Genomic DNA, 13,135 nt, shown 5'->3' on the forward strand with positions numbered 1-13,135 from the left:
GTGCTTGTATGGTCACACCCATGAGGCTTATATGCCCTCACCATACAACCAAAGTTTGTCTCTTACAACGCAAAATGTGTTGCTACGCGTAAAGCATAGCAACACATCGAGGGTCTGAGGACTCAGAGTAGATTACTTCTTCTCACCCTCAGCAGATGAGGAGCCGGACTCCGCACTACCACCCTTGGACTTACGATCCTTGCGAGGCTTGACACGCAATCCCATAGTCTTCATAATTTCTCGCTGAATTTCTTGCGGATAATCATGAGGATGCTCTAATTCTTGCTGCTCCATGTAGTGATTGTGCACCCAGTGATCATTATGCGCATTCGAACCGTGGTAATGATCTGGATACATCGGCTGTGTACCGCCAAATGGTCGTGGAGTCTTTGCTGCCTTAATCTGATTACGGTTGGTTGCATCCATCACCGCAATAGGAGGCACAACTTCCTCTTCCACCGGACCAGAGGTGTAACTTGCCATCCAGCGCGGCATGGCTTCTGCGATGCGAGAAACAATCCAGCAAACGATGAAGTACACGAATGCCGCCACCGTCAAGGTCTGCAAGATATTAAAGTACATCGAACCAAGTCGACGCGACTCCTGCAGCAAATCCGTATACAAAATAATCGAGCCCAAAGCTGTATCCTTCAAGGCAACCACCAGCTGTGTGACGGTGGCTGGAAGCATAGCATAAATAGCCTGAGGTACTTCAATTTGCATCAACGACTGTGTGCGCGTCAAGCCCAAAGCCAATGAAGCTTCACGCTGTCCCCCTGGCAAATTACCTACACCAGAACGCACCAATTCTGCAATAACCGAGCCGTTGTACAAAATCAGAGCGAGTACAACCGAGTAGTACGAGGAATGACGGATACCGATACCTGCGAACCAACGCCAGAAGAAGACCATCATAATCAGCACAGGCACTGCACGGCAGAATTCCACGATGAGTCCGGAAATGGTGCGGATAACCATATTTGGCAGCAAGCGCAGCACACCAAAGAAAAGACCGAAAATCAACGATCCCACTATACCGGCGACAGCCGCACCTAAGGTCAATCCCAAACCTGGTAGATAGAAATCCGTCCACGCTTCCAAATCGAGAGCTGGTTGCCACAGCTCCCAAGAGAGCTGATTTTCACCTTGTGGAGGATTGTGCAAACGCAACAAAATCAAAATAGCTGCGAGGATAATGACTATGCTAGCAATCCAGTTGAGGATGCGAATATTGCGCTTTCCGCGTGGGCCTGGCTCATCGAAAAGCAATTTTGTAGATGTATCTTGATTGTTCATCGACGCACCGCCAATCGATTAGACAAATATGTGGTCAGCAAGCCAATTGGAATGATAAGAATCAAATATCCAATAGCAAAAATTAAGAAGATGGCAATAATGTGCTCGGAATGGAACTCAATCATCGTGCTCATTAAACTCGACGTTTCCGTGGCCACCGAGGCGGCTGCGGCTACGGTGGAGTTCTTGAGCAAAGCGATTAAGGTGTTACCCAAAGGAGCAACCGATCCGCGGATGGCCTGTGGCAAAATAATTTGCGTGGCAGACTGCATAAATCCTAGACCCAAGGCCCTAGAAGCTTCCGCCTGCCCCACAGGCACAGTGTTAATGCCGCTTCGCAAGGATTCACAGACGAAGGCAGCCGTATACACGCCCAAACCGGTAACGGCAAGCCAGAAGAAGTTAATGGTAAAGGTATCCGAGAAGCTGATTTTCAGCTGACCAAAAATACCCAAAACCATGAACACCATGATGATGGTCAATGGCATATTTTTAAAGAATTCACAGTATCCTGCTGCAAAGCCGCGCAGAGATGAAATTGGGCTGATGCGCATCATAATGAGAATCACACCCAAAATGGTGGCGATAACCGCCGACCAGAAGGTCAGCAAAATATTCACCCAAAAAGCACCTAAAATATCATATTCGGCAAAAAGTTGAAGAAATCCATCCATTGCTCTACTCCCCCTCATTCGCTGTTGGAGGATTGTACTGAGGATCAGGGGTGAAACCTGTTCCGCGTGTATTATCCTTAATCGCCTGCTCCCAAGCGCCGGTCTTAATCATGTCGTTAATGGCATCGTTAATCTGCTTCGCCAAGGTGGTATTGCCCTTGTGAATACCTACGCCGTAGTATTCCTGAGTAAAGGGTGCACCCACCAGCTTGAGACGTCCGCGCGAATTGGCGGCCAGACCAGCCAAGATGATGTTATCCGTGGTAACAGCATCCACAATGCCAGAGAACAACGCCGTAGCGCACTCTGCATAGCTTGGCTGCTCCATCAATTGCACTTCTGAGGAATAACGCTGCTTAATGACGACAGCGGAGGTGGAACCGGTAACGGAGCACAAGCGCTTACCATTCAAATCATTTGGACCCGTAATAGTCGTATTATCGCTGCGCACGAGCAAATCCTGACCTGCGACCAAGTATGGGCCGGCGAAGTCCACAGTTTTCTTACGGTCATCGGTAATGGAGTATGAAGCCAAAATCATATCCACATCGTTATTTTGAAGCATGGCTTCACGCTGCTTAGATGGGGCTTCCTTCCATACGATTTCGTAGTCTTCGTAGCCCATATAGTTGGCGATATACTTGGCCACAGACACATCAAATCCGGTATACGTGCCACCCTTTTTGAAGCCCACGCCTGGCTGATCGAATTTAATACCGATAGTAATTTTGTGATTAGAATCCCCGTAGCTTGTGGAACCGCATGCAGCGAGGGAAGCCACACTGACGAGTGCGGCAACGAGGGCCGTAATCTTTGTAAGTATCTTCTTCATCGACGCTCCCCTCATATTAATGCTTGAGGATCTTCGACAAGAAGTCCTTCGCACGATCTGTTTGAGGATTTTCGAAGAACTCTTCTGGTGTGCCAGCTTCCAAAATCTTGCCGTCCGCCATGAAGACAATGTTATCCGCTACCTTACGCGCAAAGCCCATTTCGTGGGTGACACAAATCATGGTCATACCGTCATGAGCCAGCTCGGTCATAGTGTCCAGAACTTCGTTCACCATTTCAGGATCCAAAGCGGAGGTAGGCTCGTCGAAGAGCATCACCTTAGGGTGCATAGCCAATGCGCGCGCAATGGCCACACGCTGCTGCTGACCACCGGAAAGCTGAGCCGGCATCTTGGCAGCCTGCGAATCCACACCTACGCGTGCGAGCAGCTCCATAGCCTCATCTTCAGCATCCTGCTTGGCAATATGACGCACCTTCATAGGTGCCAAAGTGACATTTTGCAAAATGGTTTTATTGGCGAAAAGGTTGAATTGCTGGAAAACCATGCCCACTTCTGCACGCAGATTTGCAAGATCGCGTCCTTCTTCTGGCAATGGCTCACCATCGATACGAATAACGCCGGAATCAATCGTTTCCAAGCGGTTAATAGTGCGACACATCGTGGATTTACCCGAACCGGAAGGTCCCAAAACCACCATTACTTGGCCTTTGCCCACCTTCAAATTGATATTTTTCAACACATGTAAATCGCCGTAATGCTTTTCGACGTGGCTTAGTTCAACAAGAGGGTTTTCGATATTCTCGCCAACATGCACGCTTTTTACCGCCATGTTTCCTCCTTCAGTCTTCATTTCACGTAAATTCTCTTAAATTTATAGTTTAGTACGCGTCACTTCTGCCAAACCATAAACTTTTGTAACAATCATGTTTCATCATGTGCGATTTCACGCCCTTATCGTGGGTTTTGCGAATGATAGAACGCACATCGTTGCACGAGCCGAAGCACAATCCGTAGATTGTAGGATGTAAAAGTCAATCCTTATAAATACTCGTGCACCTTACCTCAAAGGTACTGACCACATTTTACTGGTGGAATGTGACTTTAGGAGCATTGACTATGCAATGCCGAAGGAAAAACTAGTCTAATACGATTTTCCTATCCTTAAAATAGAACTCTTCATCGTGCTCATTCACTGCGCGTAAAACCCGGCAGGGCACTCCTACTGCCACTACATTCGAAGAGATGTCTTTATTTACCACGCTGCCGGCGCCAATGACCACGTTGTCACCGATGGTTACACCGGGCAGAATGAGCACACCTGCCCCTATCCAGCAGTTGCGACCAATGTGAATGTCAAAATTGTATTGATACCCCTGCTCGCGCAGTTTCGGCGAGATAGGATGGCCGGCTGTTGACACCGTTACATTAGGCCCAAACATGGTGAAGTCACCCACATAAATATGCGTATCATCCACCATGGTGAGGTTGAAATTCGCGTAAATATTCTTTCCGAAATGTACATGCGCGCCACCAAAATTCGCATGGAATGGCGGTTCTATATAACAGCCTTCCCCGATTTCGGCGAACATTTCTTCGAGCAATGCTGCTCGTTTCTCCATTTCCGTCGGACGTGTAGCGTTGAAATCGTAGAGTTTATCCAGTTTTTGTGTCTGTTCGGCGACGATTTCGTCATCGTTTGGCAGATACAGTTCACCGGTGTGCATTTTTTCGCGCATGCTCATAAGAATTCACTTTCTTCTTTGAAATACAGCACCATATTATGAGCACAGGGCGAACTTCAACGCCTGCGCATTTCTCGACGCGTCATCGCCCAACGGAGAAACAATGTGAGAAATAAAAAAGGTATCCACTCTATGTCAAGCGTGGATACCTTTAACGTCGTCTCACACGTTATTTTTTACCACTCTCACCGTCCAGCACAAGAGGAATTAAATCTCCGTACCCCTTGTGCTCCATTTCTTCCAGCGGCACAAATTCCAAAGCAGCGGAATTCATACAGTAACGTAAGCCGCCCATGCTACTCGGTCCATCATTAAACACATGTCCCAAATGAATGCCCGATTCTTTTGCCCTGACCTCAATGCGCGGGCGGCCGAACAGTGAGAAATCCTGGACTTCAACCACATCATCGTTGTTAATAGGCTTGCTAAAGGATGGCCAACCGCAGCCCGCATCGAATTTCGTTGTGGACACAAAAAGCGGCTTTCGGCTGACGATATCCACATAAATACCGGGCTCAAACGTTTGGTCGAATGCGTTTGCAAAAGGCTGCTCAGTGTCCGCATTTTGAGTGACACGATAGCTCAGGTTGTTCAGCTCCCAAATGCGCTCGATATACTTCTGACGCTCGGGTACTCTGAGCATGGCTTGCACGGAAATATGGCAGTATCCATCCGGGTTCTTGACGAGATAGTCTTGGTGATAATCCTCGGCAGGGTAGAAATTGACAAGATCTTCGATTTCTACCGCGCTTTTACGCTGCTCGCGGTTTTCCAACTGCGCAAGAGCCTTCTCAAAAGTGGCACGCTGCGCCTGTTTGAGTGCCGCATCGCCGCTGAGGTACAGACCCGTGCGATACTGACGACCCGTATCATGTCCTTGACGATCACACGACCAAGGATCGATGACATCCAAGAACAGCAATGTGAGGACGCGTAAAGAAACAACCTCGGGATTATAGTGAATTTCCAAAGCCTCTACCGCATCGGTGCCACCCGCGCAGACTTCTTCGTAGCTCGGATTTTCCACCGTGGAATTAGCATATCCTACGCGTAGCCCAGTTATGCCCTTCACCTTACGAAAATACTCTTCAATGCCCCAGAAACAACCGCCTGCAAGATAGACGACTGCGCTATTTTCTTCATTGCTCATAAGCCACCAGTATATTGGTTAAGTATGAGCACTAACAGCAGCAGCCACACAAGTTTACACAGAGCTAAAAAAGCTATTATTTTTGGAGCCGGACAATATTTTAGCGAAATGCCATTCATCCCTGCAGATGCTTATGTAATCGCTGCCGATGGTGGATATGATCACATTGTTACCTTAGGCATCACACCACACGCCTTCATAGGCGATATGGACTCTATAACCGCGGATGTGCCTATAGATAGCGCTACTCACATCATCGAGCTACCTTCCGAAAAAGACGATTCGGATATGATGGCTGCTGTACGCTTTGCATGGGAAAAAGGCATTCGCGAATTTGAATTCTTTGGCGTTTTCGGCGGACGCATGGACCACAGCCTAGCCAATATTCAAACAGCAGCTAAAATTGCAGCTAGCGGCGGCGCTGCCTTTATGCACGGTGATCATGTGATTACGACGGTGATAACCGATGCCATTATGACTTTCCCTAGTGGCTATGTCTCCAGTAAACGTCCCATTTCCGTGTTCTCCTATTCGGATGTGAGTGAACACGTCAGCATTCACGGATTGAAATACGTCGTGGATGATGTGCGCATGACCAATACCGAGCCTTATGGATTAAGCAATGAATTCCTGCCAGATACACCAGCCAGTATTGCTGTAGAAGGCGGATCCCTGGTCGTGGTGTATCCAAGTGAAGCCCCAACGCCCCGTATCGTAACGGATAGCAAACCGTGGCATGATTTCGGCAAATTAAGCCGCGCCAAATCCGAAAAAATTGCTGATTATCATAATGACTCACCTCGACGTGGTCGCCACGCAGCGTAAAACGCCTGAAATCGTTGTGTCGGTACACACTGAGCATTAAACTAATACTCGTTGGCAACAAGCCTCATGCGTGACTCAATACTGGTCACGACACTATGTATAAGGAAGTATTAAATGACAGTAAAGATTGGTATTAACGGCTTTGGTCGTATCGGTCGTCTTGCATTCCGTCGCATCCTCGAGCTCCAGAATCGTGGCGGCAAAGCTGGTGACATCGAAGTTGCTGCAATCAACGATTTGACCACACCATCCATGCTCGCTTATTTGCTCAAGTATGACAGCAGCCAGGGCCCATTCAAGCATGATGATGGCACTGCTTATGAGATTTCTTCCACAGATACAGCAATTATCGTAGATGGCAAGGAATACCCAGTTTATGCAGAGCGCGATGCTAAGAACATCCCATGGGTAAAGAACGATGGCGTTGAGTACGTACTCGAGTGCACCGGCTTCTACACTTCTGCTGAGAAGTCCCAGGCTCACCTCGATGCTGGCGCAAAGAAGGTTCTCATCTCTGCTCCTGCAAAGGATGACACCACTCCTACCGTTGTATTCGGTGTAAACGAAGAGATCCTCAAGCCAGAAGATGCAATCGTTTCTGCTGGTTCCTGCACCACAAACTCCATGGCTGCAATGGTTAAGTTGCTCGATGAGAAGTGGGGCATTGAAGTTGGCTTCATGACCACCATTCACGCTTACACCGGCACCCAGATGATCCTTGATGGTCCTCGCGGTAAGAACGGTCGTAGCAACCGTGCAGCTGCTGTAAACACCATTCCTCACAGCACTGGTGCAGCAAAGGCTATCGGTAAGGTAGTTCCTTCTGTAGATGGTAAGCTTCAGGGCCACGCACAGCGCGTTCAGGTGCCAGATGGATCCATCACCGAGCTCACCACTCAGCTTCGCGAGAAGGTAACTGCTGACGAGATCAACGCAGCCTTCAAGGAAGCTTTCGAGAACTGCGAATACTACGGATACAATGCAGACGGCATCGTATCCTCTGACATCATCGGCGACACCCACGGTGGCGTTTTCGATCCAACTCAGACCGTAGTAAACACTGCTGGAGACAAGCAGCTCGTACAGACCGTTGCATTCTATGACAACGAGTACGGCTTCACCTCCAACATGATTCGTACTCTCCTCTACTTCGCAGAGATCAACGAGTAGTTCGAATTAAGCAATTAAGCTAAGTTTTTCGAATTTTCGAAGAACGCGGTTTTGCAAAAAAGGCCTCATCTCATGATGAGGCCTTTTTTGTGCCGTCTTTGAAGAGGCGAATGGGTATGCCCAAGGAGGGACATCTCTGGGACAACAAAGCTTTTGGGCATTTTGTCCCATTGCTCTCAAATGCTACAACCGACTTGAACCGAATACTGCTCTCAGCATGGGCAGCTTTGCCCACAAGATTTCATTCCGTGGAGATCAGAAACTTTCGTAAAAACCGCGTTTTCGTGGCTTTGTGTGTTTCCATGCTGTGAATCGAAGAAAACCACCTTTTGGGTAAAATGCCCATCTTAATAACACTCAGCCGCACAGTCTCCTGAAAACGAGATACAAAGAGGGTCATTTTTGCTCAAACCTCAATTACGAAAAAATCCCGAAAGACACGCTCCCTTCCTCCTCACATCATTTCCCCTAGCTACATCACACAGCAGCGACTCCTATCTCTCCCGCCACAGAGCATCCCCGCCGGCGCCCTCGCGGCAGATAACCGAGTAAGATAAAGACGTGGGATGCACAGCTCAGCCCGTCTACACCACACTTGCAGAGACACACGTGCTGAGCTAAACACACGAGAGAACGCCATAAAGAAGTGAGGGCACACATGACCACGATGAAAGATATCTCCACACTCGTTGGCGTATCGGTATCCACCGTGTCCCTCGTGCTCAACAATCGCGATGCAGGTCGTGTCAACGCTGACACCGCAGCACAAATCCGACAAGTCGCTCAAGATCTCGGCTATAAGCCCAACCAAATGGCGCGCAGTTTACGCACCAGCCATACGCATATCCTCGGCTTCCTCAGCAATGAGGTGGCCACTACCCCATACGCCGGTTCTATGATTAAAGGCGCGCAAGATGCGGCTAGCGCGTATGGTTACGTGATTATGACCATTTCCGTGGACGACGATTCCCAAGAATTGAAAGAAATCTCCGCTTTAGAGCGCTACGGCGTAGACGGATTTTTCCTCGCTAAAATGTCCAATCGCTACTCCACGGTGCCGGACATACTGGCACGCTACCCCGTCGTCCTCGTCAACTCCACCCAAGATCACAACGCAGCTCAGCCTACATACACGGGCATTGCTCCAGACGAAATCCACATCGGCTACGATGCCACGAAAAGGCTTATCGATGCAGGTTGCACGCGCATTGCCTACATTGGTTGTAGCGAGCCGATGATTGCAGAAGAGCTCAGGCTCAAAGGTTACAAGCAGGCTCTTGCAGATGCAGACATAGCCTTCGATCCACAGTTAGTAACGGCTGTGGGCAATAATGCTCCCGCTCTCGAGGCCGTGCGCAAGCTGATGACGACCTACAAACCGGATGGTCTCTTCTGCTTTAACGATGCGCGTGCGTGGTATGTATATGATACGGCGGCGCGACTGGGCTTAGAAATTGGCAAAGATATCAGCGTCGTGGGCGTGGATAATCACCGCGTGCTCGCCGAAACCCTTGCACCAGAGCTGACCACAGTAGAACTGCCCCACTACGAAATGGGTTACTGGGCTGCCTGCAAGCTCATCAGCCTCGTAGAACAGAAAAGACCGCAAGATTTCACGCTTCCACACACGACAGCGACACTGCCAGATTTGGATTTAGACGGTGACGTGCTGATTCACTGCGCCGTCATAGACAAAGACTCCGTACAATAACCACCCCTTCAGCCACATTTTTATTTTCCGAAAATTTTCGTCAATCGTTTGACGTCAAACGATTGACGTGGTATTTTAATGAATTGTTAGCGCAGATGAGCAAAGTGGTTCATCGTAAAAGTTCGACGCAAAGCAGTGCCGTTCCAGCTAATGAGAATAATGTGAGAATCGAGAATACAATGGCGCATAACGGTTTCAAAGTATGGAAAAATCCATCATATCTGCAGAGCTCATTTGGCATTTTTATGTTCTTCTGCTCCTGGGGCATCTGGTGGTCGTTCTTCCAGCGTTGGCTCAACACGATTGGTCTGAACGGTGCGGAAGTTGGCCAGATCTACTCCATCAATTCTTTAGCCACACTGATTATCATGTTTGCGTATGGCGCTATCCAAGATCAGCTCGGCATCAAGCGTCAATTGGCCATCGTCGTATCCGCCATTGCCGCTCTCGTCGGACCATTTGTACAGTTTATCTACTATCCCATGATTAACGCCGGCGGCAGCACACGCTTCTTGGGCGCACTGATAGGATCCGTGGTCCTATCCGCCGGATTTATGGCAGGATGCTCGCTGTTTGAGGCGCTGACCGAACGCTATTCGCGTAAATTTAATTTTGAATACGGCCAATCACGCGCGTGGGGTTCCTTCGGCTACGCCATCGTAGCTCTGGTAGCCGGCCACATTTTTAATGTGAATCCACTGATCAACTTCTGGATTGGTTCAGCATTTGGTCTTGCTATGCTGGCTATCTACGCCTTCTGGGTGCCAGCCGAGCAAAAAGCCGAGCTGAAAAAAGAAGCTGATCCCGACGCAGCACCGACAAATCCATCCCTGAAAGAAATGCTCTCCGTGCTGGGCATGCCTACGCTGTGGCTACTGATTATTTTTATGCTGCTCACCAACACCTTCTACACCGTGTTTGACCAGCAGATGTTCCCTACCTACTACACCAGCCTGTTTCCAACCGAAGCAATTGGCAATAACACGTATTCCACGCTGAACGGCATTCAAGTCTTCCTCGAATCTGCCATGATGGGCGTAGTGCCTATCATCATGCGCAAGATTGGCGTGCGCAATGCTTTGCTGCTGGGAGCCTTTATCATGTTTGCACGCATCGGTTTGTGCGGCGTATTCCATGATCCCGTGATGGTGTCCATCGTCAAGCTCTTCCACTCCATCGAAGTGCCTCTGTTTATCCTGCCTGTTTTCCGCTACTTCACTTTGCATTTTGATACGAAGTTGTCGGCAACCTTGTACATGGTCGGATTCCAAATCGCTTCTCAGGTGGGCCAAGTCATCTTCTCCACCCCATTAGGCGCCTTGCACGATCAGCTCGGCGACCGCACTACCTTCTTTACCATTTCCGGTATCGTATTAGTAGCGCTTATTTATGGATTCTTCATCATCAAGAAGGACGATCAGGAGGTCGGCGGCGACCCATTCTATACCGATAAGCAATTGAAGCTTATGAGGCAAAACTCCAACAAATAAACATCCATACATCGCATTCAGAGAAAAGGACAGACAATGCATAATTTCATCCCACAAGAGCCCGTTCTTCACCCATTCGTGGACCATGCAGAAGCGCTGAAGAAGGCCGAAGAAGGCGTGTCAGCCCTCGCCGCTGCGCGCAATAACCGTTGGTATCCACGCTTCCACATCGCCTCTGATGGTGGCTGGATTAACGACCCTAACGGATTGTGCTTCTATAAGGGACGCTGGCATGTGTTCTATCAATTACATCCCTATGGCACGCAATGGGGCCCAATGCACTGGGGACACGTCTCCTCTGCCGACATGCTCCACTGGCGCCGAGAGCCAGTAGCTTTTGCCCCTAGCTTGGAGGAAGAAAAGGACGGCGTGTTTTCCGGCTCCGCCGTCATCGGGGATGACGACAAGCTCCATATTTACTACACCGGTCATCGTTGGGCAAATGGCATAGATAATACGGGTGGCGATTGGCAAGTCCAAATGTATGCTGAGCCAGCGGATGACGATTTGCAGAGCCTGACCAAACGCGGCATGATTATCGACTGCCCTACGGATAAAGTCGACCATCATTTCCGCGATCCGAAGGTCTGGAAGACCGCAGATACCTGGTATATGACCTTCGGCGTCTCCTCCAAAGAAAAGCGGGGTCAAATGTGGCTTTTCACCTCTAAGGATATGGTGCATTGGTCGTACGATGGCGTACTTTTTGAGCATCCTGATCCACAGGTCTTTATGCTGGAATGCCCGGACTTCTTCCCTATCCGAGACCGTGCAGGCAAGGAAAAATGGGTGATCGGATTCTCTGCCATGGGTACGCATGCTCAAGGTTATATGAATCGAAATCTCAATAATGCAGGTTATATGATTGGCAGCTGGACACCAGGCGAAGCCTTCCAACCTGAAACAGAGTTCCGTCTGTGGGATTGGGGACATAATTATTACGCTCCACAGTCCTTTAACGACGGCACTCGCCAGATTGTTTACGGTTGGATGAGCCCCTTTGTAGAACCTATTCCTATGCAGGAAGACGGCTGGTGCGGCAATTTGACCTTGCCTCGTGAAATTACACTGGGCTCTGATGGCGATATTTACACCTATCCTGTTAAAGAAATGGAAGGACTACGCGCTGATACACAAGATTTCGGCGCAGTTACCGTCGAAAGCAATAGCACGTTTGAGCTCTCCAACAACGCCGACGCCCTGGAAATTGAATTAAGCATGGATCTTACTCGCACCAATGCTGAACGGACAGGTGTGAAAGTTCACGCTACTGCAGATGGCAGCTATACCTATATCGCCTACGATCAGCAGACGCAGCGCGTGGTGATTGACCGTCAAGCCGCCTATGCAGGTGACCGTGGGTATCGCGCCGCTCCTGTCAGCGCTGCTGAGCTTGCTACAGGAAAGCTGGATTTGCGCATTTTTGTGGATCGCGGCTGCGTAGAAGTGTATATCAACGGCGGTAAACAAGCCATGAGCTCCTACAGCTATGCAGGTGAAGGAGATCGCGCAATCGAACTCTTGAGCGAATCTGGAGAAACGCAGTACACCACGCTGCGCACGCATCATTTGAATTCAATCGGTTTGGAGTAAGGTATTGAACCATGGCGGGCAGTGCTTTTACTGCCCGCTTTTCCTTGACACGTAGAGTTGCTCGAGTATGGTGGCACACATGGGTCATAGTAAAAGAAAAGAATCGAAATCCTCTCTGGGAACCGCCGCACTGCAAGCCCTGGAAGATGCACAGATCAGTTATCACACCTATACATATGAGCACAATGCGGATCACATGGACCAAGGCTTTGGTTTGGAAGGTGCCGCCCAGCTGGATATCCCCGCTGAGCAAATGTTTAAAACCCTGCTCATAGACATTGGGGAGCGTCCGGGTCATGATTTAGCCACCTGCATCGTGCCCGTCACCGGACATTTGAATCTTAAATCGGCCGCGGCCGCGTGTGGGGTCAAGAAAGCACAAATGGCGGATCCACAAGTAGCACAACGTCAAACCGGATACGTGGTTGGTGGTATTTCACCGCTCGGACAGAAAATCTCTCATCCTACGATTCTGGATGAAAGTGCTTTAGAATTTGAGGAAATTCTCGTCTCCGGGGGACGGCGCGGACTAAGCGTAGGCCTCAACCCGCTGGATTTAATCGACGTGCTTGGTGCTAAAATTGCTTCTATTGCTGCTGAAGGCAGTCATCCGCGCTGATGTCTGTTTCTACTGCTTTCTACGAAGAAAGCAGGGTCTGCAGCCCCACAATTGAAATAGTACGAAAGAGGT

General features: G+C 49.3%; 12 protein-coding genes. 6 read left to right on the forward strand and 6 right to left on the reverse strand.

The genetic code is table 11. From position 1 onward, the window contains the following. Positions 1-132 precede the first annotated feature (132 nt). From D570_RS0107785 to msrB, 6 genes are all read right to left on the reverse strand, one after another. A complete protein-coding gene (locus tag D570_RS0107785; RefSeq protein ID WP_018143832.1) occupies positions 133-1,296 on the reverse strand; it encodes an amino acid ABC transporter permease in 1,164 nt (387 codons plus the stop codon). Then, a complete protein-coding gene (locus D570_RS0107790) occupies positions 1,293-1,970 on the reverse strand; it encodes an amino acid ABC transporter permease (protein ID WP_018143833.1) in 678 nt (225 codons plus the stop codon). The genes D570_RS0107785 and D570_RS0107790 overlap by 4 nt, the downstream gene beginning before the upstream one ends. A gap of 4 nt (positions 1,971-1,974) precedes the next feature. Then, on the reverse strand, positions 1,975-2,802 hold the full coding sequence (locus D570_RS0107795; RefSeq protein WP_018143834.1) for a glutamate ABC transporter substrate-binding protein: 828 nt from the start codon (positions 2,800-2,802) through the stop codon (positions 1,975-1,977). Between the two features lie 16 nt (positions 2,803-2,818). Beyond that, positions 2,819-3,592 (reverse strand): amino acid ABC transporter ATP-binding protein, encoded by a 774-nt coding sequence (locus D570_RS0107800; RefSeq protein ID WP_018143835.1) that lies wholly within the window; start codon positions 3,590-3,592, stop codon positions 2,819-2,821. Positions 3,593-3,899: 307 nt separating this feature from the next. Further along, positions 3,900-4,505: a sugar O-acetyltransferase gene (locus tag D570_RS0107805; RefSeq protein WP_018143836.1), complete on the reverse strand. Its 606-nt coding sequence runs from the start codon at positions 4,503-4,505 to the stop codon at positions 3,900-3,902. A 169-nt stretch (positions 4,506-4,674) separates the two neighbouring features. Continuing rightward, on the reverse strand, positions 4,675-5,655 hold the full coding sequence (gene msrB, locus D570_RS0107810) for a peptide-methionine (R)-S-oxide reductase MsrB (protein ID WP_018143837.1): 981 nt from the start codon (positions 5,653-5,655) through the stop codon (positions 4,675-4,677). 108 nt (positions 5,656-5,763) lie between these two features. On the opposite strand from msrB, the gene D570_RS08815 reads away from it, so the two are divergent. From D570_RS08815 to ybaK, 6 genes are all read left to right on the forward strand, one after another. After that, complete coding sequence (locus D570_RS08815) at positions 5,764-6,480, forward strand: thiamine diphosphokinase (RefSeq protein WP_018143838.1); 717 nt, start codon at positions 5,764-5,766, stop codon at positions 6,478-6,480. Positions 6,481-6,594: 114 nt separating this feature from the next. Continuing rightward, complete coding sequence (gene gap / locus D570_RS0107820) at positions 6,595-7,650, forward strand: type I glyceraldehyde-3-phosphate dehydrogenase (RefSeq protein ID WP_018143839.1); 1,056 nt, start codon at positions 6,595-6,597, stop codon at positions 7,648-7,650. A gap of 658 nt (positions 7,651-8,308) precedes the next feature. After that, entirely contained in the window at positions 8,309-9,361 is a 1,053-nt protein-coding gene (locus D570_RS0107830) for a LacI family DNA-binding transcriptional regulator (RefSeq protein ID WP_018143840.1), read from the forward strand. Between the two features lie 179 nt (positions 9,362-9,540). After that, positions 9,541-10,851 (forward strand): MFS transporter, encoded by a 1,311-nt coding sequence (locus tag D570_RS0107835; protein ID WP_018143841.1) that lies wholly within the window; start codon positions 9,541-9,543, stop codon positions 10,849-10,851. 36 nt (positions 10,852-10,887) lie between these two features. Beyond that, complete coding sequence (locus D570_RS0107840; protein ID WP_018143842.1) at positions 10,888-12,444, forward strand: glycoside hydrolase family 32 protein; 1,557 nt, start codon at positions 10,888-10,890, stop codon at positions 12,442-12,444. 67 nt (positions 12,445-12,511) lie between these two features. Next, positions 12,512-13,063, forward strand: a complete 552-nt coding sequence (gene ybaK, locus D570_RS0107845; RefSeq protein WP_245531873.1) for a Cys-tRNA(Pro) deacylase — start codon at positions 12,512-12,514, stop codon at positions 13,061-13,063. Positions 13,064-13,135: the final 72 nt, after the last annotated feature.

It is taken from the genome of Alloscardovia criceti DSM 17774 (assembly GCF_000376885.1).
In the GTDB taxonomy this organism is placed as follows: domain Bacteria; phylum Actinomycetota; class Actinomycetes; order Actinomycetales; family Bifidobacteriaceae; genus Alloscardovia; species Alloscardovia criceti.

Bases quoted from the DNA above. Each gene is read 5' to 3' on its own strand.
- D570_RS0107785 (WP_018143832.1), bottom strand. From the start codon at position 1,296: ATGAACAATCAAGATACATCTACAAAATTGCTTTTCGATGAGCCAGGC.
- D570_RS0107790 (WP_018143833.1), bottom strand. From the start codon at position 1,970: ATGGATGGATTTCTTCAACTTTTTGCCGAATATGATATTTTAGGTGCT.
- D570_RS0107795 (WP_018143834.1), bottom strand. From the start codon at position 2,802: ATGAAGAAGATACTTACAAAGATTACGGCCCTCGTTGCCGCACTCGTC.
- D570_RS0107800 (WP_018143835.1), bottom strand. From the start codon at position 3,592: ATGGCGGTAAAAAGCGTGCATGTTGGCGAGAATATCGAAAACCCTCTT.
- D570_RS0107805 (WP_018143836.1), bottom strand. From the start codon at position 4,505: ATGAGCATGCGCGAAAAAATGCACACCGGTGAACTGTATCTGCCAAAC.
- msrB (WP_018143837.1), bottom strand. From the start codon at position 5,655: ATGAGCAATGAAGAAAATAGCGCAGTCGTCTATCTTGCAGGCGGTTGT.
- D570_RS08815 (WP_018143838.1), top strand. From the start codon at position 5,764: ATGCCATTCATCCCTGCAGATGCTTATGTAATCGCTGCCGATGGTGGA.
- gap (WP_018143839.1), top strand. From the start codon at position 6,595: ATGACAGTAAAGATTGGTATTAACGGCTTTGGTCGTATCGGTCGTCTT.
- D570_RS0107830 (WP_018143840.1), top strand. From the start codon at position 8,309: ATGACCACGATGAAAGATATCTCCACACTCGTTGGCGTATCGGTATCC.
- D570_RS0107835 (WP_018143841.1), top strand. From the start codon at position 9,541: ATGGCGCATAACGGTTTCAAAGTATGGAAAAATCCATCATATCTGCAG.
- D570_RS0107840 (WP_018143842.1), top strand. From the start codon at position 10,888: ATGCATAATTTCATCCCACAAGAGCCCGTTCTTCACCCATTCGTGGAC.
- ybaK (WP_245531873.1), top strand. From the start codon at position 12,512: ATGGTGGCACACATGGGTCATAGTAAAAGAAAAGAATCGAAATCCTCT.